Raw genomic sequence first — 23,573 nt, forward strand, 5'->3', positions numbered from 1 at the left:
CCCGCAGGTGGACGGCCTGACCCGGGACGACAGCGAACGGGCGAAGAGCACAGCGGACTACCTGCGCAGCGGCCTGGCCGCGGATGATGCCTGTGAGTCATCATGATGACTCACAGGCATCACGCTCTCGATAGTTCGGCCGTCGCGATGCTGCCGGTAGGCGGGTGTGTTGTTGTCTGGGTTGGGCGGTGCCTGCCCGGAGGGCTTGCGGCGCTGTGGGCGCGCCTCTGTGCCGTCCCGTCCGCGCAGGGGTCGGCCGTCGCCTGGTTCAGGATCATCTGCAGCACGGCGGGTGGGACTGGTGAGGCGAGGATGCGGGTCAGCGGTGAGGGCGGCTCACGTCGGCGTGCTCGCGGCGACGAGCCGGGTCGAGGCGGCCGATCAGGTCGTCGAGCTGCTGGATCAGTGGAGCCTCCGGCGAGACGCCCAGCTCGGCGAGGCTGGCTCGGACCCGCTGGTCGAGGCGGTCGTGCTCACGGCGGCCCCGAGCCGTGAGGTAGGCGCGGATCCGTCGGCGGTCGGCCGGATCGATCCGGCGGAAGACGAGGTTACGGTCGACGAGCTGGTCGACAAGTTTGGTGAGGGTGCCAGGGGGCAGTGACGCCTCGGCGGCAACCTCGCTCATCGGGTGGCCCTGGCCGTCGGCGAGCAGGCAGAGCACCCGCCACGCCTCGATGGTCAGTGCGTCGTCGGCCAGGACGGCGCCCACTCGGCGCGAGAGCAGCCGCTCGGCGCGGGTGAGCGAGCGCAGCAGGTCCGCTGGCGCCCCGGGCACGTCTGACATGAAACTCCCTGGTCCGGTGGCCCTGTCATGCTACCGAGTCGTCCCGGTCAGTGGTGAGCTCTGGTCTTCCGTCGTGGGCCGGGCAATCATGTGCACATGTCCGCGCCGGCACCGCCGTGGCTGACCGTCGACCGTGCCGTGGTCAGCATCGCCCTGGTCTATCCGATGCGCGGGCCGGCCGGCATGTTCGGCCCCACCTGCGAGCTGTGTGCGCAACTCGCGGTCGAGGAGATCAACAGGTGTGGCGGGGTGCTGGGTCGGGAGGTGCGGCTGGTCCTGGTCGACGGTGGAGCGCCGCCGGCCGAGGTGGCCGCCGAGGTCGAGGCGCTGGTATCGGTGGGGGCCGTGCAGGGTGTGACGGGGTGGCACATCTCCTCGGTGCGCCAGGCACTGGCACCCCGCGTCGCACACCGGGTGCCGTACGTCTACACCGCACTCTACGAGGGCGGTGAACGTACCGAAGGGGTCTTCCTGACCAGCGAGACGCCGGACGCCCAACTGTGGCCCGCGATGCGGCTGCTCGCCGGAGAGCAGGGGGTGCGTCGCTGGTTCGTGGTCGGTAACGACTACGTGTGGCCGCGGCGTACCGCGCGGGCCGCCCAGTCGTACGCGTTGCGCGGCGGGGGGCAGGTGGTGGGCCAGCACTTCCTGCCGTTGGACGCGCACCACTTCGACGAGGTGCTGCGTCGCATCGAGCACAGCGACGCCGACGCGGTGTTGATGCTGCTCGTGGGTGCCGACGCGGTGCGGTTCAACCGGGCGTTCGCCCGCTCCGGGCTGGACCAGCGGTGTCTGCGGCTGAGCACCCTGATGGACGAGAACATGCTGCTGGCCAGCGGTGCCGGCGCGACCCGCCGGCTGTACAGCACCGCGGGTTTCTTCGCCGGGCTGGTGACCCAGGAGAACCTCGACTTCCACGGCGAGTTCGCCCGCCGGTTCGGGGTCGAGGCGCCGCCGCTCGGCAGTCTGGGGGAGTCCTGCTACGAGGGCGTGATGCTGCTCGCCGCGCTGATCGGCCAGGCCCGCACGCTCGATGTGCGGGCCATCGAGACGGCGGCCGACACCGTGGCGTACCACGGGCCGCGCGGGCGGTTGCGGTTGCGCCGGCGGCACGTGCGTCAGCGCATCTACCTCGCCGAGGCCGACGGGCTCGACTTCACGGTGCTCGCCCAGCTCTGAACGGCGGCCGGGTCCAGGCAACCCTTGACAGCCGCACCCGACACGGCCCTAAGATACTTCCTGCGTGAAGGATCTGCCCCTGCGGGCAGCCGCCACCAATGTGTGTCCACGATCGGCGACCGCATTCGCCGACCATTGTGGTGGCAATTTCTCCGAGATTTCCAGCGGCCGACACCGTCTTTCCCCGACGGTGTCGGCCGTCTTTTCGTGACCACGCTGCGCGGCCCGCGGGAAACACTCAATTAAGGGCCGGGAAACACGATCGCAATGATGCCGGTCGACGCTTTCCCTGCCCGTATCCGCTGCGGTGCCCCGGTGACGTCCACCCGTCGACCCTGGCATCGCCCGCTTCAGAACCACCGGACCGCACCGACCGTCCATTCGCCACGTTGAGTGCACCGCAGGGGAGAATTGATGTCATTATTCCGGGGCCGCCGCATCCTGGCGGGTGCCATGACCCTGGTCGCCGCGGCCGCGTTGACCGCGTGCGGCAGCAAGACCACCGACGAGGGTGGTGCGACAGGCGTCACCGCCGACATCTCCGGCGACACCGTCAAGGTCGGCCTGCTCAACTCGCTCTCCGGGACCATGGCGATCAGCGAGGTCACCGTCCGCGACTCCATCATGCTCGCCGTCGAGGAGATCAACGCGGCCGGCGGCGTCCTCGGCAAGAAGATCCAGCCGGTCGGCGAGGACGGCGCATCGGACTGGCCCACCTTCGCCGAGAAGGCCGAGAAGCTCATCTCCGAGGACCGGGTCGCCGCCGTCTTCGGCTGCTGGACCTCGGCCAGCCGCAAGGCGGTCAAGCCGGTGTTCGAGAAGAACAAGGCGCTGTTGTTCTATCCCGTGCAGTACGAGGGACTGGAACAGTCGCCCTACATCTTCTACACGGGCGCGACGACAAACCAGCAGATCGTTCCCGGGCTCGACTATCTCAAGGCGCAGGGCGCGAAGTCGGTCTATCTGGTCGGCAGTGACTACGTCTTTCCCCGCACCGCCAACAAAATCATCAAGGCGTACGCCGCCGCCAACGGGATGACCGTGTCGGGCGAGGACTACGCGCCGCTCGGATCCACCGAGTTCGGCACGATCGTCAACAAGGTCAAGTCGGCCGGGGCCGACGCCGTGTTCAACACCCTCAACGGTGACAGCAACGTGGCCTTCTTCAAGGAGTACAAGTCGGCTGGCCTGACCGCCACCGCGATGCCTGTGGTGTCGGTGTCGATCGCCGAGGAGGAGGTCAAGGGCATCGGCACCCAGTACCTGGAGGGCCAGCTCACCGCCTGGAACTACTACCAGACCACGCCCGGGGCGGCGAACTCGAAGTTCGTGGCCGCGTACAAGGCCAGGTACGGGGCGGGCAAGCCGACAAGCGACCCGATGGAGGCCGCGTACGTGGCGGTGTACCTGTGGAAGGCGATGGTCGAGAAGGCGGGCGCCTTCGACGTGGAGAAGGTCCGCGCCGCCTCCGGGGGGATCACCTTCGACGCGCCGGAGGGCACTGTCACCGTCGACGGCCCGACCCAGCACATCGCCAAGACCGCCCGGATCGGCAAGATCGGCGCGGACGGCCTGATCAGCGAGGTGTGGAACTCCGGCAAGCCGGTGCAGCCGGACCCGTTCCTCAAGACCTACCCCTGGGCGAGCGGCCTGAGCTGACGATGCCGGCCCGGGTGGGGCGCGTTGCCGCGCGCTCTGCCCGGGCCCCCCGACCAGCAGTACGGAGTACCCACCGTGACAGTCCTCTTCGGTCAACTCTTCACCGGCATCAGCATCGGCGCGGTGCTGCTGCTCATCGCTCTCGGCCTCGCGCTGACCTTCGGCCAGATGAACGTGATCAACATGGCGCACGGTGAGTTCATCATGGCCGGCGCGTACACCACCTACGTCCTGCAACAGAGCATCACCGGGGCCGGCCTGTCACTTGTGGTCGCGCTGCCGGTGGCGTTCGTGGTCGCCGGCACGATGGGCGTCCTGCTGGAGATGCTGCTCATCCGCCGGCTCTACGCCCGACCGTTGGACACCCTGCTCGTCACCTGGGGTGTGTCGCTGATGCTGCAACAGCTCGCCCGCGACGTGTTCGGCAGCCCGAACGTGCAGACCCGCGCTCCCGAACTGCTGACCGGCAACGTGGCGCTGCCCGGCGGGCTGACCATCGCCAACAACCGGCTGTTCATCCTGGCCCTGGCGTTGGCCGCCGTCGCGGCGCTCACCCTGGCGCTGCGGCTCACCCCGCTGGGACGCCGCATTCGCGCGGTGGTGCAGAACCGCGACCTCGCCGCGGTGTCGGGCATTCCGACCGCCCGGGTCGACCGGACGACCTTCTTCGTCGGCTCCGGCCTGGCCGGGCTGGCCGGGGTGGCGCTGACCCTGCTCGGCCCGATCGGCCCGACCATGGGCACCAACCTGATCATCGACGCCTTCCTGGTCGTCGTGGTCGGCGGCATCGGCCAGCTCAAGGGCAGCGTGATCGTCGCCTTCGCCCTCGGCGTGCTCCAGGCCACCGGGGAGTACCTGACCACCCTCAGCGTCGCCAAGGTGATCGTCTTCGTGGCGATCGTCGCGTTCCTCCAGTGGCGGCCACAGGGCCTGTTCACCCTGCGGACCAGGAGCCTCGCATGACCGCCGTGACCCCCGCGCCCCCCAGCACCGCCGTCCACCCGGCACCCGCCGGCGCCGAACCACCGGGCCGGCCCGCGGGCCGATCGCGGCTGCGCACGGCTGCCGGGTTCGCGTTCGGCGCGGCGCTGCTGTTCGCGGTGGCGCCGCTGGTGCTGTCGGACTTCCGGCTGGCCCTGCTCGCCAAGTACCTCTGCGTCGCCATGGTGGCGGTCGGCATCGGGATCGCCTGGGGCCGGGGCGGGATGCTGACCCTCGGCCAGGGCGTCTTCTTCGGCCTCGGCGGCTACGCGATGGCCATGCACCTCAAGCTCGCCGACGCGGGCCCCGGTGGGATGCCCGACTTCATGCAACTGTACGGGCAGCTCGACGAACTGCCGCTGTGGTGGCGACCGTTCGCCAGCCCGTGGTTCGCGCTGCCCGCGACGGTGCTGCTGCCGATGGCTGTCGCCTTCGGGCTCGGCTCGCTCGTCTTCCGCCGCCGCGTCCGGGGCGCGTACTTCGCCATCCTCAGTCAGGCCCTCGCGGCGGCGATGGTGATCCTGCTGATCGGGCAGCAGGGCACCACGGGTGGCACCAACGGGCTGACCGACATCAAGGGCTTCTTCGGCTACGACCTGGACGATCCGGTCAACCAGCGGATGGTCTACTTCATCATCGCCGGCATGCTGCTGGCGTTGCTCGCGCTGGCCCGCCAACTCATTCAGAGCCGTTACGGGGAGCTGCTGGTGGCGGTCCGCGACGGTGAGGAGCGGGTCCGTTTCCTCGGCTACGACCCGGCGTCGGTCAAGCTTGTCGCGTACGTCGTGGCGGCGGGCATGGCGGGGCTGGCCGGGGCGCTGTTCGTGCCGGCGGTGGGCATCATCTCGCCCGCGTTGATCGGCATCGTCCCGTCGATCGAGTTCGTCATCGGGGTCGCGGTGGGCGGCCGGGCCACCCTTCTCGGCCCGGTGCTCGGCGCGGTGGCGGTGGCCTGGGCGCGTACCGCCCTGTCGGAGCGTTTTCCCGGCACCTGGACGTACCTGCAGGGTCTGCTCTTCGTGGTGGTGGTGGCGTTCCTTCCCGGTGGCCTGGCGTCGCTGTGGGCGCTGGCCCGCCGCCGGGAGGGCGGCGCGACAGCGCGTGGGCGTGGGTGGTTACCGACGGGCCGACGACGCGCCGAGCGGGCGGAGGTGCCGGCGGCATGAGCGAGGAACGGCTGGACGGGTTGTCCGTCCGTGACGTGCGGGTCAGTTTCGACGGGTTCACCGCCGTCGACGGTGTCTCGCTGGAGGTGCCCGCCGGTGACATCCGGTTCCTGATCGGGCCGAACGGTGCCGGCAAGACCACACTGGTCGACGCGATCACCGGCCTGGTCCGGGCCACCGGTTCGGTCCGCTTCGGTGAGCACGAGCTGCTGGGCCGCCCGGTACACCGGATCAGCCGGTTGGGTATCGGGCGCACGTTCCAGACCTCGACGGTCTTCGAGGAGCTGTCGGTGTTGCAGAACCTCGACATCGCGGCCGGTGCCCGTCGAAGCTGGGCGACCCTGGCCCGTCGTCGGCGCGACATCCCCGACGAGGTGGCCGCGGCCCTGGAGACCATCGGGCTGACCGGGCGGGCCGGGCACCTCGCCGGGACGCTCGCGCACGGCCAGAAGCAGTGGTTGGAGATCGGCATGCTGCTGGTGCAGGACGTGCGGCTGCTGCTGCTCGACGAGCCGGTCGCCGGGATGAGCCACGAGGAACGCGACGCCACCGGCGCCCTGCTGGAGACGGTGAGCCGGGACCGCACGGTGGTGGTGATCGAGCACGACATGGATTTCCTGCGCCGGTTCGCGCGTACCGTCACCGTGCTGCACGCCGGTCGGGTGCTCAGCGAGGGCACTGTGGCGCAGGTCCAGGCGGACCCGCGCGTCCAGGAGGTCTACCTCGGCCACCCGGTCGACGCCGGGTCGGCCCCGACCGTTCGGGAGGCATGATGCTGACGCTGCGCGGGGTGCACGCCGGGTACGGGCGCTCCCGGGTGCTGCACGGGGTGGACCTCGCCGTCCCGCCCGACGGGGTGGCCGCCGTGCTCGGGCACAACGGCGCCGGCAAGAGCACCCTGCTGCGGGTCGCGGCGGGGCTGCTGCGCCCGAGCGCCGGCACCGTGGAGCTGGACGGCGAGGACGTCACCCGGCTCGGGCCGCACGAGCGGGTGGCGCGCGGCATGGCGTACGTCCCGCAGGGTCAGCAGAGCTTCCCGCACCTGACCGCCGCGGAGAACCTGCGGCTGGTCGCCGACGGGCGGCGCGACGGCGCGGTGGCCACCGCGGAGGTGCTTGACCTCTTTCCGGCGTTGCGCCCGTTGCTGCGGCGGCGGGCCGGGTTGCTCTCCGGCGGTCAGCGCCAGCAACTGGCCATCGCCCGGGCGTTGATCACCCGGCCGCGGTTGCTGATGCTCGACGAGCCGACCGAGGGCATCCAGCCGTCGGTGGTCGCCGAGATCCAGGAACGGATCGTCGAGTTGACCCGGCAGTCGGGGTTCAGCGTGCTGCTCGTCGAGCAGCACCTGGGCTTCGCGTTGCGGGTGGCGAACCGCTACCACGTGCTGGAGTCCGGGCGGGTCACCTCGCACGGCGACGGGGGTGTCACGGCGGAACGGGAGGTCCGGGCGGCCCTGGCGGTCTGATCGGCGCGGCGTCGGTCAGGTCGTGGGTGCGGGCCCGGTCGAGTCGCGGACGACGAGCAGGTGCCCGGTGGGCCGGCGGCGGGGGCGTGTCGTGTGGGGCTTGAGGGCGAGGGTGAGCGCCGTGCGGCCCATCTCGGTCATCGGCAGGCGGATGGTGGTGAGGCTGGGCGCGAGGTCGGCCGCCACGGAGACGTCGTCGAAGCCGACGACGGACATCCGCGCGGGCACCGGCACCCGGCGGGACCGCAGCGTCGACAGCACACCCATGGCCATCGCGTCGTTGAGCGCGATGATCGCCGTCGTCTCGGGATGCTCGTTGAGGATCTGTTCGGCGGCGGCGCGTCCGCCAGCGCGGGTGAAGTCGCCGTGCACGACGGCGAGGTCGGCGGGGGACCGCCCGCGCTGCCGCAGGGCCGACGACACACCGGCCAGCCGGTCGGCGACGGTGGTGAGGCCGGCGCTGCCCGCGGCGACCGCGATCCGCCGGTGGCCGAGGTCCATCAGGTGCTGGGCGAGGGCGTGGCCGCCGGCCTCGTTGTCCGGCAGGACGGCGTCGACGCCGAGCGCGTGCCGTCCGATGGCGGCGGCCCGTCCGCCGTGGTCCTGGAACGCGGCCAACTCGGCGCGGGCCGCGGCCTCCATCCGCGGGTCGTCGTAGCCGGAACCGCTGATCAGGACGATGCCGACCCGTTGGGCGATCAGGTGGCGCAACTGTTGCAACTCGTAGCCGGGGTCGCGGCCGGACTGGCAGATTTGCACCAGCAGCCCCCGCTCGGCGGCGAGCTGGATGACCCCGGCGGCGATCTCGGCGAAGTACGGGTCGTCGATCTGGTGGACGATCAACCCGACCGTGGAGGTGGCCCCGCTGGCCAGGGTGCGGGCGTACGGGTTGGCCACGTAGCCCAGCTCGCCGGCGATCTGCCGGATCCGGTCGGCCACCTCGGCGCTGACGCCCTCCCGGCCGGCGAGCGCGCGGGAGGCGGTCGCCAGTGAGACGGCGGCCTGTTCGGCGACGTCCACGAGGCGCGGCCGGTGGCTGGCCCTGGGCATCCGCAACCCTCCGACAACATTCATGTCACCCGATCTATTGCGAGTGACATTGATCGAAGCCTAGGGTACGTAAGCGCTTACGTAAGCGCTTACGTGACCGGCATCCAGCATGCCGCGAAACGAGGTGACAGCCATGTCCAGGGCCCGACGAGCGGCCGTCTCCCTCCTGGCGATCGGCGCACTGACCGGCGCCGGCACGCCACCGGCGCAGGCGGATCGCGGCATCTCACCCGACGTCCACCCGGCGCTGCGCGCGCACCTGGTCGCCGCGTACGACTTCGACCACCCGGTGCCCGGCGACCCCGCCCTGGAACGCGACCAGGGGCGTTCCGGCACCGAGATCGAGCTGATCAACGGCGGTGCCGCCATGCGGGTGCCGGACCGCGCCTACCGGGGCAGCCGCAACGCGGTGCAGACCCGGCAGGTCGCCCCCACCGTCGCCGGCAACGACGACTGGAAGGCCGGCACCTGGTCGGCCAGCGGGGTACGGACGCTGCGCGCCTTCAGCGCCACCGCGGGCACCACAGTCATGGGCTGGTTCAAGCTGAACATGGACAGCCCGTTGCCCAACTCCACCACCGCCGACCCGGACGACAGGTACAACGCGATCGGGCTGGCCGGAGTGCTCACCGGCGACTCCGACGGCCACGGCGTCCGCGCCCTGCTGGAGCTGATCGACGTCGACGGACAGTTGCGTCTCGTCGCGCTCGGCCGACGGCTCGACGGTGGCAACTCGCAGACCTTCGCCGCCGTCCAGGACTGGCGCGAGCTGCTGCCGGTGGGGGAGTGGGTGCACCTGGCCGCCACCTTCGACTTCGACACCGGCGCGCTCGCCCTCTACCGCGACGGCGAACCGGTGGACGGCTTCTACACCCGCGCCGACGACCCGTGGCTGGTGTCCGGGCCCGGTCCGCACGTGACCACGGCGTCCGACCCCCGGGGCATCAAGATCGGCGGCAGCTTCCCCCAGGACACGCTTGAGCGCAACCCGTGCGACTGCCGCATGGACGGCCTGATGTTCCTCGACAGTGTGGTCTCCGCGACCGACGTGCGGAGGCAGTACCGCCACCTGGCCCGCTGACCACCCTCGGCACCGTCCCACCGAGAAGGAGACACGCGTGCACACCCTGCGCCGCCGTGCCGGCGGAGTCCGCCGGCCCACCCTGGCCGCCGGCCTCACCGCCCTCGTGCTGATCCTGTCCACACTGGTCGCCGCGCCCGCACGAGCGGCCGACGCGGTCGACGACCCGATCCCGGAGATGCCGATCCAATCCCGCCTCGGGCTGGTCCTCAGCGAGTACGCCAGCTTCGCGCAGTCGTACCCCACTCCCGCCCCGACCGATGCGCGACTCATGCGTACCGCGCGGATCAACACGATCATGGAGCTGCCCGACGGCTCCGGCCGGCGGGCGGTGCCCGACCTCAACGGCAGCCTCTACCTGGTCGAGGGCGGCGTGCCGCACGTCTACCTGGACGTGGCCGCGACGTTCGCGCCGCAGTTCTTCTCCGGTCGTGGGCTCGGCCAGGGCTTCGGGTACGTGGCGTTCCACCCGGAGTTCGGGGTGAACGGCCGGTTCTACACCATCCACACCGAGTTGGCGTCGACGACGACCGCCACTGCGGACTACACCCAGCCCAACGCGCTCTTCCACGGTGTCATCACGGAGTGGACGGCGACCGACCCGGCCGCCGCCACCTTCGCCGGTACGCACCGCGAGGTGCTGCGCATCGGTTTCGGCGGTCAGGTGCACGGCATCCAGGAGATCAACTTCAACCCGACGGCCAAGCGTCACGACCGTGACTACGGCCTGCTGTACCTCGCGGTCGGCGACGGTGGTCAGGGCGCGCGCAACACCGACCCGCAGAACCTGGCCCTGCCGCACGGCAAGCTGCTGCGCATCGACCCCCGGGGCACCAACTCCCCGAACGGGCGCTACGGCATCCCACCGGCGAACCCGTTCGTCGGCCGGGCCGGCGCGCTCGGCGAGATCTACGCCGTGGGTTTCCGCGATCCGCACCGGTTCAGCTGGGACCGGGCGACCGGCCGGATGTACCTCGGGCACATCGGTGAGCACGCCGTCGAGGCGATCTACGAGGTCCGCGCCGGCGACAACTTCGGCTGGAGTGAGCGCGAGGGCTCGTTCGTCTTCGACAAGGCCGCCACGAGCCCCTGCGACCGGCTGCTCCCGCTGCCCGCCGACGACGACAAATACGGCTACACGTACCCGGTCGCCGCGTACGACCACGACCCCGCCGCCGGCTGGAACTGCACCGACGACGTCGGTGTCGCGGTGGCCGGCGGGTTCGTCTACCGGGGTCGCGCGCTGCCCGCGCTGCGCGGTAAGTACGTCTTCGGTGACCTGGTCGACGGCCGGGTGCTCTACACCGAGGCGAACGAGATGCGCCGGGGTCGGGGCCTGGCCCCGATCCACCAGCTCGCGCTCTTCGACGCGGCGGGCACCCCGGTCCGGATGCGTGACCTCTCCGCGCCGGGCGCGCCCGGCGACCCCAACCGGGTGGACCTGCGCTTCGGCACCGACGCCGCCGGTGAGCTCTACCTCGTCGCCAAGGCCAACGGAAAGATCTGGAAGGTCACCGGCACGCGGGAGTTCGCCGACGGCGACGTCGGCGACACCACAGTGCGCCGCACCGCCGGGGCGTCGAACTGGGCGCCGGTGACGCCGGCGAAGTGGCAGTTCACAGGCGACCAGGTCATCCTCGCCGAGGCCGGGGAGAGCCGGCCGGGGCCGCGCCGGCCATTCGAGTACGCCGTGCTGACCGCCGGCCCGGCGTGGTCGTCCGTGCAGGTCGACGCCCAGGTGCGACTGGACACCCCGGTGGAGGTCACCAACCGGGACGTGATCATCGTCTTCGGCTGGCGGTCGGACACCGAGTTCTACTACGCCCACCTCTCCACCGACAACACCATCTACCCGCACAACGGCATCTTCAAGGTCAACAACGCCGACCGGGAGCGCATCGACCACCAGTGGAACGGCCGCTCCCGGGGTGCCAACCCGGCCATCACCGATGCCGCCTGGCACCGCGTCCGGGTGGTGCACCTGCCGGCCACCGGTGAGATCGCCGTCTACGTCGACGGGCACCGGGACCCGCTGCTGACCGCCAAGGACACCACGTTCGGCTCGGGGCGGGTGGGCTTCGGCTCGTTCGACAACGTGGGCCGGGTACGGAACCTGACCGTCACCGGAACACCGGCCTGAGCCCCGTAGCGGGTGGGGACGGCGACGTTCGCGTCGTCGTCCCCACCGGGTCATCCGTCGACCTGCCCCGCAGGACCGGGTCCGCTTCGTAGAATCCCTGCCATGCCGGAGATCGTCGAGTTGCTGGCCTCGCCCGTGCACCGCTTCCTGGGCCGGCCCGCCGACGGCCCCGCGCCGGCCCCACCCGGCGAGCTGGTCGACACGGTCCGGATCCGGGCACACCTGGGAATCGTCGGCGACCGGTACTTCGGCCAGCAGGCGCACCGCGACGCCAGCGTCACGGTCATCGCCCAGGAGTCACTGCCGGTCGGCATCGGCCTGGCGGAGGTCCGGCGCAACATCCTCACCACCGGGATCGCGGTGGACGAGCTGATCGGCAGGGTGCTGGTCCTGGATTCCGGAGACGGCCCGGTGAGTCTGCGGGTCAACCGGGCCGCCCGGCCCTGCGCCTGGATGGACGTCACCGTCGGCCCCGGGACCTGGAAGGCGCTGCGCACCACCGGCGGCATCCGCTGCACGCCACTCAACGACGGGACCCTGCGCATCGGCCCGGTCGACGCCGTGGTGAGCTGAGGAAACGACTCGACGGTAGCGCCCCGCAACCGGCATGGTGTGCACCGGACACCGCCCGGCCGGGGCGGCCGACCAGCGCCCGGGGGAGGCGGCAATGACGCAACCGCTGACGGATCAGCAGGTGGACGATCGGACGATCCTCCAGGTGGTCGTGGGGTCCCGGGCATTCGGTCTGGCCGGTGCGGCCTCGGACACCGACCGGCGCGGGGTGTACGCGCTACCCGCCTCGGCGTTCTGGGGGCTGCGGAAACCCGCGTCGCACCACGAGGGGCCGCTCCCGGAGCAGATGCGGTGGGAGGTGGAGCGGGTCTGCGGGCTGGCGCTGGCGGCCAACCCCACGGTCCTGGAGGTGCTGCACTCACCGCTTGTCGAGACGTGCACCCCGCTGGGCGCGGAGCTGCGGGCGCTCACGCCGGCCTTCCTGTCCCGACGGGTGGCCGACACCTACCTGCGCTACGCCACCGCCCAGTTCGGCAAGGCCGAGCGCGGGATCGCCCGTTCCGGCGCGCCGGTGTGGCGGCACGTGATGCACCTGATCCGCCTGCTGACCGCCGGGGGTGACCTGGTCCGCACCGGCCGCCTGGTGCTGGACGTGGGCGCCGACCGGGACCGTCTGCTGGCGGTCAAGGCCGGTGTGGTGCCCTGGGACGAGGTCGTGGCCTGGCGTGACCGGCTGGTGCGGCGGATGACGGCGGACCTCGCCACCAGCCCGCTGCCCGAGCGGCCCGACGAGGCGAGGGTGGAGCAGTGGCTGATCTCGGTCCGGGATCGTTCCGTGCGGTGCCCGGCGTGAGCACCTGGGGGTCCGCGGGTCTGCCGGCCGGCATCGACCTGACGGCGATCGTCGACGAGCAGCCGTACCCGCTGGTGTTCGCCACCATCTCCGGCGCCCACCTGTACGGGTTCCCGTCCACCGACTCGGACGTCGACCTGCGCGGTACGCACCTGCTCCCGGTCGAGGAGGTGATCGGGCTGACGCAGCCGGCCGAAACCCGTACGGTCATGGCCGACCGCGACGGTGTGGAGCTGGACCTGGTCACGCACGACCTGCGCAAGTTCGTGCGGCTGATGCTGGGTCGCAACGGCTACGTGCTCGAACAGCTGCTGTCCCCGCTCGTCGTGCGGACCACAGCGGTGCACGCCGCGTTGGCCGAGCTGGCGCCACTGGTGCTCACCGGGCACCACGCCCACCACTACCGTGGCTTCGCCGCCACCCAGCGCCGGTTGTTCGACACCACTGGTGAGCTCAAACCACTGCTGTACACCTTCCGAGCGTTGCTCACCGGCATCCACCTGATGCGTACCGGTCGGGTGGTGGCGCACCTGCCGAGTCTGCTGGACGCCGAGGCGGCGCCGGTGTACCTGGCCGACCTGATCGCGGCGAAGCGCGCCGCCGAACACGGCGGCCTGGGCGACCTTGTCGCCGGTGCCGTCCTGGATCGTGACCTCGCCGAGCTGACGTCACGGCTCGACCAGGCGCACCACGACACCCGGCTGCCCGCGCAACCCGCAGGCGTGGCTCAGCTCAACGACCTGGTGGTGGCGGCCCGGTTGACCGATTCGGCGAGGTGACGCCCGTACTCGCCGGTGCGTGGTAGAACCAACACGCGCGCCGGTTCGCGGAGCTGAGGGCAGATCCGGGCCGACCGGAGGAGGACCTGATCCGAACAGAGGTGGTGGATTGATCCCCGAGCTGCGGCAGCTCATCGAGGAGCTGCGGGTTGATCTGGCCGACCAGCCGGCGAGCCTGGCGTTCGCCGAGTTCGCCGAGGGTGCCGCCATCGATGCCGTTCCGGTGGGCCTGCCGGACGACCTGCGGGATCTGCTGCTGGTCGCCGACGGGCTGCGCGCCGGCCGGGTCGAGTTGGCGTCCACGTCGACCCTCACGGGCATCCAGTACCACCTCGACTACGCGCCGGACTTCTCGTCGATCCCGGAGGACCGGGCGGGCTGGCTGGTGGTCGGCACCCGCAGCGACGAGCCGATCTTCATGGACCGTGGCACGGGCGCCATCTGGTACTTCCCACCGAACGGCACCGAGTGGTTCATGTCCGACGCGTTCGAGGAACTCGCCCCCGACCTCGGCTCCTTCGTGGACTACTACCTGCTCGGCCCGGGTTACGCCGAGCTGACCCCCGGCGACGACAGGTGGTTCGCGTTCCTCGACGAGCAGGGCCTGCTCGACACCGACGACGAGACCTGACCTCGGTCAGACCGGGCTGACGTGTGCGGCGAGGACCCGCCAGCCGTGCGGGTCGTCGTGGACCCAGGTCCGGGTGTAGCGCAGGCGCGCCGCGAACGCCGCCCCCTCGTACACCCCGGCCACCCGCCCCAGGAAGAACGTCACCCCGGTCTTTCCGACGACGAGCAGGTCCAGTTCCTCCTCGACCAACTCCTCCACCACCGAACGACGGTCCCGGTGGGCGGCCAGGTCATCCTGCTTGGTGTACGTCCGGCCGTCCGGGCCGACGGCGATGAGCTGGTCCACGAGCAGTTGGTCGAGGGCGGCCACGTCGCCGGCCCGCTGGGCGGCCTGCAGGGTCCGCTCGGCATCGAGCAGCTCTGCCTCGCGTGCGCTGTCCGGCATCGTGGCGTCCTCCCGATCGGTGTCGACCCGGCGTCACCTTCGGCCCGGGCTGTCCGCATTGTGGCAGCCGGCGGTGCCCCGAGCGGGTGGATCGCCGGCGGTGGTCACAGGGTCAGGCGAATCCGTACGACGGTCTCGCCGGGGCTGGTGAGCACGGCGACCTCGTCGCAGATCTGCTCCACGATCGCCAACCCTCGACCCCGGATCGCGTCGGCGGCCGGCATGCGCCGGCCCAACGCCCGGGTCGGCCCCCGGTCGACGACGTCGCAGAAGAGCTGACCCGACTCGGCCCAGAGCCGGACCCGGCCGCCACCTGTGGTGTGCTGCAACGTGTTGGTGGCCAGCTCACTCACCGCAAGCGTCAGCAGCTCCACCCGATCAGGCGGCAGGCCCCGGGCCAGCGCTCCGACGCTGACGAACGCGCGCAGCGCTCGTACGTCCGTCGCGACCTGGTACGACATGGTGTCCGCGACCTGGGCGGGGGCGCTCTGCTCGGCCACCGCCTCCGGGTGCTCGGCCGGCATCAGCCGGCCATCCGCGGGTTGTCGGCGAGCGTCACCACGACAGGCCCGGGTGCGGGGAACGTGCGAGCCGTGAAGTGCGCCATCGGGCAGCAGCACCCCTTCTCCTAGCGACAGCTGTTTGTCGGCACATCATGTCACCTGTTGGCGCGCTGGCTGTCCCACCCGTTCGGCGATCGATCCGGCGACGTGCGGTCATGCCGGCCGCACCCCCGTCTGACGGCCGGGTCGGTCCGGGGAGCCGGGCCGGTCAGGGGGCGGGGTCGAAGGCGATGGACTCGCTCAGCTCGCGCCACCGCGCGTCGGACGCGGCCAGGGCCTCGGCGGCAGCCGAGGCGCCCGCCACGGCATCGGCGCCGAGCAGCAGCCGCAGGGGCGGGTCGTCGACCCGGGTGATCCGGATGATCGCCTGGGCGGCACGGGCCGGGTCGCCCGGCTGGTTGCCGCTGGCCTGGCGGAGCCGCTGCACGGCCGGATCGATGACCGACCGGTACGCGTCGCTGATCGGCAGCGCGCTCATCGACGAGCCAGCCCAGTCGGTCCGCAACGCGCCCGGCTCGACGCTGGTGATCCGGATACCGAACCCCTCGACCTCCTTGGCGAGCACCCCGGAGAAGCCGCTCACCGCCCACTTGGCGGCCTGGTACGCGCCCAGGCCGGTGCTGGCGACCCGGCTGCCGACGCTGGAGATCTGGAGGATGTGCCCGCGCCCCTGGGCGCGCATCGCCGGCAGGGCCGCGCGGGAGAGATTGACCACCCCGTAGAAGTTGGCCTCGATCTGGTCCCGGAATTTGTCCTCCGGCATGTCCTCGATCGCGGCGACGTCGGCGTACCCGGCGTTGTTGACGAGGATGTCCAGGCTGCCGAACGTGTCCACGGTGGTGCGGGCGACGGTGTGGGCGGCCGCCGGGTCGGTGACGTCGAGGGCCACCGTCCTGACCCGTTCGCCGTACCTGTCGCTCAGGGCGTCGAGTTGGGCCGGGTTGCGGGCGGTGGCGACCAGGTGGTCGCCGTCGGCCAGCACGGCCTCGGCGAGCGCCCGACCGAGACCCCGGGAACACCCGGTGATGAGCCAGACTCGCGGCACGTAAGTCTCCTCCGGTCGGTCGGCTGCTACGGGCGGATGTCCAGCGCGCCGACCAGGTCGTCGCGCAGGGTGAACCGGTAGCGCAGTTCGATCGGGCTGCCGGGAAAGTCGCCGGACACCCGGGTGCGGACCAGGTACGAGTCGCCCGCCTGCGGGGTGACGGCGACCGGCTCGGCCGTGTACGAGTAGGCGTCCATCGTCTTCTGCCGCCAGGCGCGGATCGCGGCCCGCCCGTCGTAGAGCCGGTCCTCGTCGGCGACGCTCGCGGTATCCGCGAAGCAGGCGACGAAGGCGTCCAGGTCCCGGTCGTTGACGGCCCGGAAGTACCTGTCGAGCACGTCGGGCAGGTCCACCGCCATCTGCTCCTCCTGCGGCACGGGCCGCCGTCGGGCAGCCGTCGGGTTCCCGGTCCGACCTCACCGTACGAGAAGCGGACGGCACCGCGCGGAGCAACGAACAGAACGGCCAGGCGCGATCGGGGCGTGCCACCCACGACGCGGCGCCGTCCGGGCCGGTGGGCGGGGTTTGCTGTCGGTGGCTCCGGGTAGGCACGCCTTTCCGGAGCGAAGGGCGGGCGCATGGCCGAGCTGGGGTTCGTCGACAAGGTCGCGGCGCGGGCGGGGATTCCGCCGGAGCAGGCGCGGCCACTGACCGAGGCTGTTCTGCGGACCCTCACCGAGCGCCTCAGTGGCGGTGAGGCGGGCGCGTTGGCCCCCCACCTGGCCGACGAGCTGAGCCCGCTGCTGGTCAAGGCCGCGGAGCCGCCGGAGGCGTTCGGCTACGACGAGTTCCTGCGCCGGGTGGCCGACCGCGCCGGGATCGACCGGCCCGCCGCCGAGCGGGGCGCGCGCGCCGTCCTGCAGACGATGCACCGGGTGGTCGGGCACCGGGAGTTCGAGGATGCCCTGGCCCAACTCCCGTCGGAGCTGCGGGCGCTGGCGCAGCCACTGCCGCACGGCCCCTGAGGGGGCGTGACCTGACCCCGCGGGTCAGACCACGCCCCGCGCCGAGGTCAGCCGGTTACCCCGCTACCGACCACCCATTTCTGATGCGCGCCGCCCGAGTACGTGCCGAGCTGGATCTGGGTGCCGTTGGCGGTGCTGCCGCCGGCGGCCTCCAGGACCTTGCCCGACTGCGGGTTGCGGATCGACCCGTCGGACTGCGGCTGCCAGACCTGCGCGCCGGTGCCGTTGCAGGTCCAGAGCTGGACCTTCGTCCCGTTCGCCGTGCCCGCGTTGTCCACGTCCAGGCACTTGCCGAGCACGCGGTACGTGTCGTCGACCCGCGTCCACGACTGAGCGGCGGTGCCGTTGCAGGTGTAGAGCTGGATCTTGGTGCCATCGGCCAGGCCGGAGTTGTCGACGTCCAGGCACTTGCCGCCGGCGCCGGTGATGGTGCCGCCGGTCGGCGGCGGAGGGCTACCCGGGATGGAGTTGAGCGTGTACCACGCCTCGGTGCTCCACAGTGACTGGCCGCTGGTGGAGGTGAACGGGCGCGGCGAGCGCAGGTACACCACCCGGCCGGCCTTGCGACCGGGCACCGTGAGGCTCACCTTCTTGCCGTCCGACGAGAGGGTGGCCGAGGTGACGGTGAGGGTCTCCTCGTCGATCTTCGGCCCGCCGTAGTTCGACGTCGCCACGTACCGCCACTGCTTGATCTTGTAGTGCGCGGCCAACTCGGCGGCGGTCGCCGTCGAGACGGGCTGGGTGTACTCCACCTCGAACCCGGTGGTGGTGGCCCGCATGGCGAGCATCTCGAACGTGGTGGTGCTGGTCGGGGTCAGCTTCTGCAGGCCGTACGACAGCTTGCCGGTCTGACCCCAGTTGCCGCCCGCGCCGAGCCCGCCGACGTAGATCGCGCCGTCCGGGCCGACGTTGACCTCCGAGACGCCCGCCTCCAGGCCCTGGGTGAGCCGGAACAGCGCGCCCTGGTACTCGCCGTTGACCTTCTCCACGTTGGCCCGCTGGAGGCCGCCGTACGTCACGTCGCCGATGACGAACTGGCCGGCGTAACGGCCGCTGGTCAGGTACAGCGGAGTGCTCGGCGAGTTGGCGATCTCGTTCTGCGGCATCCAGAGCACCGGGGGCGTGACCTGGGCGGTGTCGAACGGGCCGGCCGGGTTCGTGTAGTGGTTGAAGAACCGACCCTGCTTGACGTGCAGCAGCTTCGACGAGGGCAGCCAGCCGCCCTGGTTGTCGGTGACGAAGATGCCGCCCTCCGGGCCCCAACCGATGCCGTGCGGGGTACGCAGGCCACCGGCGACGTAGCTGACCGCGCCGGTGTCCTTGTTCACCTTGAGGGTGGTGCCCCGGTTGACGGCGGGCTGCGGGTTGGTGGTGGCGCCGCCGGAGTTGATCGACACCGACAGGTTTAGGTAGAAGAACCCGTCCTGATAGAGCAGCCCGAACGCGAACTCGTGGAAGTTGCCGCCGTACGGCCAAGTGGCGACGGTGTCCAGGCGCTCGGCCACCTCGTCGCCGCCGGTGTTGACAAGCCGGGTCAGCCGCTGCTTCTCCGAGACGTAGACCACCCCGTCGACGACCTTGAGCCCCTGCGGCTCCTTCAACCCGCTGGCGATCCTCTTGGTGGTCACGGCGCCCGGAGTGGTCGCGCCGCCGGTGTTGCCGAGGATCCAGACCTCACCGTCCTGTGAGGTGCCGGACTGGTCGCTGCCGCCCCAGGTCGAGATGACCAGCCGGCCGTCGGCCAGCCAGTCCATCCCGGTGACCTTCGGCTGGAAGCCGCTGGGTCGCAGGTTGGTGAGCGTGTAGCCGGGGTGCACCCCGGTCAGCGGCAGGCCGTCACCGGGGGTGTCGGCGATGCCCTCGCACTCCTTGCGGCCCGGGGCGGTCACCCGGACCACGCCGGCGTCGGTGCTCAACGCCGAGTTCGGTACGACCACGAAGGACGACGAGCCGGGCGTCTTCCATTCCAGGGTGATCTGCTGCTCGCCCCCACGCTCGAAGTGGTCGATGCGCAGCGGGTGCAGGCCGGCGGTGAGGGTGACGGTGCCCTCCTTCGGTGGGGTCGCGCCGTGCAGGCCGTCGTGGTTGATCACGACGGTGTTGTCGATCGCCAGCTTGGATCCGTCGTCGCTGCTGAGCCGGAACGTGTAGCTACCGGCCTGGGTGGTGGTGATGTTGCCGAGCACCTGCGAGACGAAGTTGTCCTCGAAGCCGAAGTCGGACGCCGCGGTCCAGTTGATCGTGGACATCAGCTTGTCCACGTTGGGGGTCTGCGCGGGCTTGAGGGTGCAGAGCTCGGACAGTGGCACCTGCACGTCGAAGACGCGCAGCGTGACGCCCGGTTCCTGCGCGGGGGCGGCGGTGGCCGGGGCGGCCCAGAGGCCGGTGGTGAGGACGAGTGCGAGCGCACCCAGGACGGGATGGTGGAGTCGGCGTTGCAGGCGTGGGCCCATCGTTCCTCCAGGAGGCAGTGGAGTGTCCGACGGCCGGTGCGAGGCTGCGGTGAGGATGGCCGTCGGCCCCGGCTCCGTAACGTCCTCGACGCCGACGAGTGACATTGCGGAAACACCGGGTTGATGGGTCGAGACATTAAGGTGTTTCGATTGCACTGTCCATGGCTTCGCGTCGATACATCAAAAGTTCCCGCGGTCCGTGCGAAAGTCCGTGGTGGTACGCGAAGAATGCCGGTTGCGGAGGCGGCTTACCGCCGTCCGCGCCGGGCCGGACGACCAGTCTTGCGCGGGGGAGTGGCCTTGCTGGCCGGGGCACCGGACCTGCCTGCCGAGGCACCGGACTTCCGGGCGGGGCCGGCGGGCCGGCGACCCGGCGTCGAGGCCCCGCGCGGAGCGGGTCGGCGGCGCGCCGCCACCAGCACGATCGCGGAGACCACGACGACGATCAGGGCCGGAACCAGCCAGGCCGGAAACCCACCGCCGGACTTCTCCTCGGCGGCACCGGCCGGATTGTCCGTCGGAGCGCCGGTCGGAGCCACCGCGCTGCCGGTCGCCCCGGGGCTGGCCGATCCCTCGCCCTCGGCCTGGGCCAGCAGCGCCGGATCCGGCCCGGCCGTGGGCGCCGTCCAGCCGGCCGGCGCGGCCGTGGTGCGACCCTGGTAGTCGAAGGTGACGGTGCCGCGCACCGCCTCACCATCCGAGGCGACGGAGAGGTAGCTGGCGGTGTAGCGGCCCTTCGCCGGCCAGTGCGCGACGGTCACCATGGCCGGGAAACCGGTGTGGTAGAGCCGGGGCTCGAACACACCGTTGACCATGAAGTATTCCGTGACCGGCTTGTCCAGCCGCTTGGGCTCACCGAAGGACCAGCCACTGTCCACCCGCGAGCCGTCCGGCCCGCTGATGGCGAAGTGCGCGTTGGCGGCCGGCTTCTCGGTGAAGTACAGGGCCAACCGGGTCAGGGGCTCGCGCACCACGGTGCCGGTCAGCGGGGTGGAGGTCGCCAACTGGCCGTGCGCGGACGCCGGAGCCGCGGGCAGCAGCAGCGACACCACAAGCGTCGCGGCCAACGCCGCCATCGCACGGCTCAGAATGTTACGCGCAGTGACCAGCCTCGATCGCATTCGTTCATCATGGTCATTTCCCCTCCGCCGAACAAGACGTAGAGTTCTCCTCCCCGACGATCACCCGACACCCGTCCCCCTCGCGTCGTTCGGAGTCCGCCCGTGTTCCTCCGTACCCCCGCAACCCGCACCTCCGTCGCCCTCGCCGCAAGCGTCCTCACCGCCCTGCTCGTCGCTGGTTGTGGGCAGGACGACGACCCCTCCGTGGCCGCACCCTCCGCGCCAGCCACGTCCGCCACCCCGGCGAGCGCCGTCACCACCGCGCCGAGCCCGACGGCCAGCCCCACCCCCAGCGCACCGGCAGCGGACCGCGAGATCGTCGTGACGATCGCGAAGCGGCGGATCAGTCCGCCGACCGGACGGGTCACCGTGGGTAAGGGCGAGCTGGTCCGCATCACTGTCACCTCTGACGTGTCGGACGAGCTGCACGTGCACGGCTACGACCTGGGCGCCCGACTGCCGGCCGGCAAGCCCGGCTCGGTGGAGTTCCGCGCCGACAAGACCGGGCTGTTCGAGGTGGAGACGCACGACACCGAGCTGGTGCTGTTCCAACTCGTCGTCCGCTGAGCGACATGGACACCCCCACAACGCTGCTGGCGCACGGCGTCGGCGGCCGCCAGGACCTGCCGATCACGCTGCCGCAGCTTGTCGTCGCGGCCGCAATGACCCTCGTCGTCACGTTCCTCGCGCTGGGCCTGCTCTGGCGCGAACCCCGCCTCGACCGGGACGCGACAGGCGGACACCCGGTGCCCCGATGGCTCGCCCGGCTCATCGACGCACCCGCGTTCCGGTGGGCGTTGCGCGGGCTCGGCCTGCTCGCCGCCGCCTGGTTCTGCCTGGGTCTGCTGGGCGGGCCGGACACCGCGGACAACCCGACGGCCGGCGCGCTCTACGTGCTGCTCTGGGTTGGGCTGGCGCCACTGTCACTGCTGCTCGGCCCGGTCTGGCGGGCGCTCAACCCGCTGCGTACCGTGCACCTCCTCGCCGCGCTGGCGTTGCGCCGCGACCCGGACCGTGGGTTTCGTGAGCTGCCGCCCGGTGTGGGCAGGTGGCCGGCCGCCGCCACCCTGTTCGGGTTCGTCTGGCTGGAGCTGGTCGCCCCCGACCGGGCCACCCTGCCGGTCATCACCGCCTGGCTCGCCGCGTACGCCGTGGTCATGCTGGTCGGGGCGGCGCTGTTCGGCGCCGGCTGGTTCGACAGCGCCGACCCGTTCGAGGCGTACAGCTCCCTGGTCGGTCAGCTCGCCCCGATCGGCCGTGCCGCGGACGGCGTGCTGGTCTGGCGCAACCCGCTGGACGGGATCGCCGGGCTGCGGCCCCGCCCCGGGCTGGTCGCCGTGGTGATCGTGCTGCTCGGCTCGACCATGTACGACAGCCTCTCCAACGCGCCGGGCTGGCTGCGCTTCAGCCAGGAGAACGGCCTGCACCCGGCGGTCACCGGCAGCGGCGGACTGGTCCTGGTCATCGCCGCCGTCGCGGTGGCGTACCTGCTCGCCACCGCGGCCGCGGCCCGCATCGGCCGGGCCGACCCGGCCGACGCCCGAGCGGTGCCGGGGGAGATCGCCCACTCGATCGTGCCGATCGCCGTGGGCTACGTGGTGGCGCACTACTACTCGCTGCTGATCCTGGAAGGCCAACGCACCGTCGCGCTGCTCTCCGACCCGCTGGGCACCGGAGCCAACTGGCTCGGCACCGCCGACTGGGAGCCGCACACCGGGCTGGTCACGCCCTCCGGCGTCGCCACCCTCCAGATCACCGTCATCATCCTCGGGCACCTGGTCGGCACGCTGCTCGCCCACGACCGCGCCCTGTACCTGTTCCCCCGGGCTCGGGCGGTGGCCGGTCAACTCCCACTGCTGGCGCTGATGGTCGCGTACACCGTCGCCGGCCTGCTGCTGCTCTACGCGGGGTAGCCCCGCGCCGCTCCGACCCGGTGCGCCATGATGGCCCGTGGACTCCGATCTTCAGCACTACCTCGACGACCTGGTCGCCACCGCCCGCGACGTGCTCGGAGCCGACCTGGTCGGCGCGTACGCGGCCGGCTCGGTGGGGCTCGGCGCGTACCAGACCGGCCGCAGCGACGTGGACGTGGCGTTGGTGAGCGCCGGGCCGCTCACCGACGCCACCAAACGGACGTTGGTGGCCCGGCTGCGGCACGAGGCCCTGCCCTGCCCGGCGCGCGGGCTGGAGCTGGTCGCCTACCGGCGTGCGGTGGCCGCCTCCGGGACCCCCGAGCCGGGCTTCGAGGTCGAGCTGAACACCGGCGCCGGCATGTCGTTCCGGTGCACCCTCGACCCCGCCGACCGGCCGGCCGCCGACGGCCGCTTCTGGTACGGGCTGGACCGCAGCATCCTGCACCAGAGTGGACTGCCGCTGCTCGGCCCACCGGCGGCGGAGGTCTTCGCCGACCTCGCCCCCGCCGACCTGCGCCGCCTGCTCGTCGACGCGCTGTCCTGGTGGCTGGCCCTGCCCACACCGCCTGGCGACCAGCCCGCGCCCGGCACGGAGGACGCCGTGCTCGGCGCCTGCCGATCGCTGGTACGCCACCGCGACGGCGTCTGGCTGGCCAAGGTCGCCGCCGGTCAGCGGCTGATCGACGCCGCCGACCCGGCCGAGGTGATCCGTCTGGCGGTCGCCGCGCGGCACGGCGGGCCACCGCCCACCGGGGCGCAGGCCCGCGCCTTCCAGCAACGGGTACGCGACGAGATCGCCACCTAGGGTCTGTCCCGTCGATCATGGAAGGCGCGTCGGTGGTGCTGCC

At 71.6% G+C, this 23,573-nt stretch carries 24 protein-coding genes; 16 read left to right on the forward strand and 8 right to left on the reverse strand.

Annotated elements, in window-relative coordinates; genetic code table 11:
- Window positions 1-319: 319 nt before the first annotated feature.
- A complete protein-coding gene (locus AB0F61_RS24625; protein ID WP_357813741.1) occupies window positions 320-784 on the reverse strand; it encodes a MarR family transcriptional regulator in 465 nt (154 codons plus the stop codon).
- 96 nt (window positions 785-880) lie between these two features.
- Here AB0F61_RS24625 and AB0F61_RS24630 point away from each other — a divergent pair, with 96 nt between their 5' ends.
- From AB0F61_RS24630 to urtE, 6 genes are all read left to right on the forward strand, one after another.
- Window positions 881-1,963 carry a substrate-binding domain-containing protein gene (locus AB0F61_RS24630; protein WP_357813743.1) on the forward strand — a complete coding sequence of 361 codons (1,083 nt, stop codon included), beginning with the start codon at window positions 881-883 and terminating at the stop codon, window positions 1,961-1,963.
- Window positions 1,964-2,377: 414 nt separating this feature from the next.
- Complete coding sequence (gene urtA / locus AB0F61_RS24635; RefSeq protein ID WP_357813746.1) at window positions 2,378-3,622, forward strand: urea ABC transporter substrate-binding protein; 1,245 nt, start codon at window positions 2,378-2,380, stop codon at window positions 3,620-3,622.
- A gap of 75 nt (window positions 3,623-3,697) precedes the next feature.
- A complete protein-coding gene (urtB, locus tag AB0F61_RS24640; protein ID WP_357253273.1) occupies window positions 3,698-4,585 on the forward strand; it encodes an urea ABC transporter permease subunit UrtB in 888 nt (295 codons plus the stop codon).
- Window positions 4,582-5,769 (forward strand): urea ABC transporter permease subunit UrtC, encoded by a 1,188-nt coding sequence (gene urtC, locus AB0F61_RS24645; protein WP_357813749.1) that lies wholly within the window; start codon window positions 4,582-4,584, stop codon window positions 5,767-5,769. Before urtB ends, urtC begins: the two co-directional genes overlap by 4 nt.
- The gene (gene urtD, locus AB0F61_RS24650; RefSeq protein WP_357813751.1) at window positions 5,766-6,542 is read left to right on the forward strand and encodes an urea ABC transporter ATP-binding protein UrtD; all 777 of its coding nucleotides are present in this window, start codon (window positions 5,766-5,768) and stop codon (window positions 6,540-6,542) included. The genes urtC and urtD overlap by 4 nt, the downstream gene beginning before the upstream one ends.
- On the forward strand, window positions 6,542-7,234 hold the full coding sequence (gene urtE / locus AB0F61_RS24655; RefSeq protein ID WP_357813753.1) for an urea ABC transporter ATP-binding subunit UrtE: 693 nt from the start codon (window positions 6,542-6,544) through the stop codon (window positions 7,232-7,234). Before urtD ends, urtE begins: the two co-directional genes overlap by 1 nt.
- A 15-nt stretch (window positions 7,235-7,249) precedes the next feature.
- Here urtE and AB0F61_RS24660 read toward each other — a convergent pair whose 3' ends face one another.
- Window positions 7,250-8,284 (reverse strand): LacI family DNA-binding transcriptional regulator, encoded by a 1,035-nt coding sequence (locus AB0F61_RS24660; protein ID WP_357813756.1) that lies wholly within the window; start codon window positions 8,282-8,284, stop codon window positions 7,250-7,252.
- 133 nt (window positions 8,285-8,417) lie between these two features.
- Here AB0F61_RS24660 and AB0F61_RS24665 point away from each other — a divergent pair, with 133 nt between their 5' ends.
- The 6 genes from AB0F61_RS24665 (at window position 8,418) to AB0F61_RS24690 (ending at window position 14,281) form a co-directional block, all read left to right on the forward strand.
- Complete coding sequence (locus AB0F61_RS24665) at window positions 8,418-9,365, forward strand: LamG-like jellyroll fold domain-containing protein (protein WP_357813759.1); 948 nt, start codon at window positions 8,418-8,420, stop codon at window positions 9,363-9,365.
- 37 nt (window positions 9,366-9,402) lie between these two features.
- A complete protein-coding gene (locus AB0F61_RS24670; RefSeq protein ID WP_357813762.1) occupies window positions 9,403-11,505 on the forward strand; it encodes a PQQ-dependent sugar dehydrogenase in 2,103 nt (700 codons plus the stop codon).
- 102 nt (window positions 11,506-11,607) lie between these two features.
- A complete protein-coding gene (locus AB0F61_RS24675; RefSeq protein ID WP_357813765.1) occupies window positions 11,608-12,078 on the forward strand; it encodes a molybdenum cofactor biosysynthesis protein in 471 nt (156 codons plus the stop codon).
- 94 nt (window positions 12,079-12,172) lie between these two features.
- Entirely contained in the window at window positions 12,173-12,871 is a 699-nt protein-coding gene (locus tag AB0F61_RS24680; protein ID WP_357813768.1) for a nucleotidyltransferase domain-containing protein, read from the forward strand.
- A 20-nt stretch (window positions 12,872-12,891) separates the two neighbouring features.
- The gene (locus AB0F61_RS24685; RefSeq protein ID WP_357813929.1) at window positions 12,892-13,650 is read left to right on the forward strand and encodes a nucleotidyltransferase domain-containing protein; all 759 of its coding nucleotides are present in this window, start codon (window positions 12,892-12,894) and stop codon (window positions 13,648-13,650) included.
- A gap of 109 nt (window positions 13,651-13,759) precedes the next feature.
- Window positions 13,760-14,281 (forward strand): SUKH-4 family immunity protein, encoded by a 522-nt coding sequence (locus AB0F61_RS24690; RefSeq protein WP_357813771.1) that lies wholly within the window; start codon window positions 13,760-13,762, stop codon window positions 14,279-14,281.
- A 6-nt stretch (window positions 14,282-14,287) separates the two neighbouring features.
- Here the strand turns inward: AB0F61_RS24690 and AB0F61_RS24695 are convergent, their stop codons facing one another.
- From AB0F61_RS24695 to AB0F61_RS24710, 4 genes are all read right to left on the reverse strand, one after another.
- Entirely contained in the window at window positions 14,288-14,665 is a 378-nt protein-coding gene (locus AB0F61_RS24695; RefSeq protein ID WP_357813774.1) for a nuclear transport factor 2 family protein, read from the reverse strand.
- 104 nt (window positions 14,666-14,769) lie between these two features.
- On the reverse strand, window positions 14,770-15,189 hold the full coding sequence (locus AB0F61_RS24700) for an ATP-binding protein (protein ID WP_357813777.1): 420 nt from the start codon (window positions 15,187-15,189) through the stop codon (window positions 14,770-14,772).
- Between the two features lie 247 nt (window positions 15,190-15,436).
- The gene (locus AB0F61_RS24705; RefSeq protein ID WP_357813780.1) at window positions 15,437-16,273 is read right to left on the reverse strand and encodes an oxidoreductase; all 837 of its coding nucleotides are present in this window, start codon (window positions 16,271-16,273) and stop codon (window positions 15,437-15,439) included.
- 26 nt (window positions 16,274-16,299) lie between these two features.
- Window positions 16,300-16,632, reverse strand: a complete 333-nt coding sequence (locus tag AB0F61_RS24710; protein WP_357813783.1) for a nuclear transport factor 2 family protein — start codon at window positions 16,630-16,632, stop codon at window positions 16,300-16,302.
- Between the two features lie 219 nt (window positions 16,633-16,851).
- Between AB0F61_RS24710 and AB0F61_RS24715 the strand changes: the two genes are divergently transcribed.
- Window positions 16,852-17,238, forward strand: a complete 387-nt coding sequence (locus AB0F61_RS24715; protein WP_357813786.1) for a DUF2267 domain-containing protein — start codon at window positions 16,852-16,854, stop codon at window positions 17,236-17,238.
- Between the two features lie 47 nt (window positions 17,239-17,285).
- Here the strand turns inward: AB0F61_RS24715 and AB0F61_RS24720 are convergent, their stop codons facing one another.
- Together AB0F61_RS24720 and AB0F61_RS24725 are read right to left on the reverse strand one after the other, a co-directional pair.
- A complete protein-coding gene (locus AB0F61_RS24720; RefSeq protein WP_357813788.1) occupies window positions 17,286-19,691 on the reverse strand; it encodes a ricin-type beta-trefoil lectin domain protein in 2,406 nt (801 codons plus the stop codon).
- A 248-nt stretch (window positions 19,692-19,939) separates the two neighbouring features.
- On the reverse strand, window positions 19,940-20,812 hold the full coding sequence (locus AB0F61_RS24725; protein ID WP_357813791.1) for a copper resistance protein CopC: 873 nt from the start codon (window positions 20,810-20,812) through the stop codon (window positions 19,940-19,942).
- Window positions 20,813-20,914: 102 nt separating this feature from the next.
- Here AB0F61_RS24725 and AB0F61_RS24730 point away from each other — a divergent pair, with 102 nt between their 5' ends.
- Genes AB0F61_RS24730 through AB0F61_RS24740 form a run of 3 tightly spaced genes read left to right on the forward strand, consistent with a single transcriptional unit; the run spans window position 20,915 to window position 23,530 of the window.
- Complete coding sequence (locus AB0F61_RS24730; protein WP_357813794.1) at window positions 20,915-21,379, forward strand: hypothetical protein; 465 nt, start codon at window positions 20,915-20,917, stop codon at window positions 21,377-21,379.
- 5 nt (window positions 21,380-21,384) lie between these two features.
- Entirely contained in the window at window positions 21,385-22,725 is a 1,341-nt protein-coding gene (locus tag AB0F61_RS24735; RefSeq protein WP_357813796.1) for a hypothetical protein, read from the forward strand.
- Window positions 22,726-22,762: 37 nt separating this feature from the next.
- A complete protein-coding gene (locus tag AB0F61_RS24740; protein ID WP_357813799.1) occupies window positions 22,763-23,530 on the forward strand; it encodes a nucleotidyltransferase domain-containing protein in 768 nt (255 codons plus the stop codon).
- Window positions 23,531-23,573: the final 43 nt, after the last annotated feature.

The sequence above is a fragment of the Micromonospora sp. NPDC023888 genome (genome assembly GCF_040639415.1).
GTDB lineage: Bacteria > Actinomycetota > Actinomycetes > Mycobacteriales > Micromonosporaceae > Micromonospora.

Coding starts and splice junctions, on each gene's coding strand:
- AB0F61_RS24625 (WP_357813741.1), bottom strand. CDS start 784: ATGTCAGACGTGCCCGGGGCGCCAGCGGACCTGCTGCGCTCGCTCACC.
- AB0F61_RS24630 (WP_357813743.1), top strand. CDS start 881: ATGTCCGCGCCGGCACCGCCGTGGCTGACCGTCGACCGTGCCGTGGTC.
- urtA (WP_357813746.1), top strand. CDS start 2,378: ATGTCATTATTCCGGGGCCGCCGCATCCTGGCGGGTGCCATGACCCTG.
- urtC (WP_357813749.1), top strand. CDS start 4,582: ATGACCGCCGTGACCCCCGCGCCCCCCAGCACCGCCGTCCACCCGGCA.
- urtD (WP_357813751.1), top strand. CDS start 5,766: ATGAGCGAGGAACGGCTGGACGGGTTGTCCGTCCGTGACGTGCGGGTC.
- urtE (WP_357813753.1), top strand. CDS start 6,542: ATGCTGACGCTGCGCGGGGTGCACGCCGGGTACGGGCGCTCCCGGGTG.
- AB0F61_RS24660 (WP_357813756.1), bottom strand. CDS start 8,284: ATGCCCAGGGCCAGCCACCGGCCGCGCCTCGTGGACGTCGCCGAACAG.
- AB0F61_RS24665 (WP_357813759.1), top strand. CDS start 8,418: ATGTCCAGGGCCCGACGAGCGGCCGTCTCCCTCCTGGCGATCGGCGCA.
- AB0F61_RS24675 (WP_357813765.1), top strand. CDS start 11,608: ATGCCGGAGATCGTCGAGTTGCTGGCCTCGCCCGTGCACCGCTTCCTG.
- AB0F61_RS24680 (WP_357813768.1), top strand. CDS start 12,173: ATGACGCAACCGCTGACGGATCAGCAGGTGGACGATCGGACGATCCTC.
- AB0F61_RS24695 (WP_357813774.1), bottom strand. CDS start 14,665: ATGCCGGACAGCGCACGCGAGGCAGAGCTGCTCGATGCCGAGCGGACC.
- AB0F61_RS24700 (WP_357813777.1), bottom strand. CDS start 15,189: ATGCCGGCCGAGCACCCGGAGGCGGTGGCCGAGCAGAGCGCCCCCGCC.
- AB0F61_RS24710 (WP_357813783.1), bottom strand. CDS start 16,632: ATGGCGGTGGACCTGCCCGACGTGCTCGACAGGTACTTCCGGGCCGTC.
- AB0F61_RS24715 (WP_357813786.1), top strand. CDS start 16,852: ATGGCCGAGCTGGGGTTCGTCGACAAGGTCGCGGCGCGGGCGGGGATT.
- AB0F61_RS24720 (WP_357813788.1), bottom strand. CDS start 19,691: ATGGGCCCACGCCTGCAACGCCGACTCCACCATCCCGTCCTGGGTGCG.
- AB0F61_RS24725 (WP_357813791.1), bottom strand. CDS start 20,812: ATGCGATCGAGGCTGGTCACTGCGCGTAACATTCTGAGCCGTGCGATG.
- AB0F61_RS24735 (WP_357813796.1), top strand. CDS start 21,385: ATGGACACCCCCACAACGCTGCTGGCGCACGGCGTCGGCGGCCGCCAG.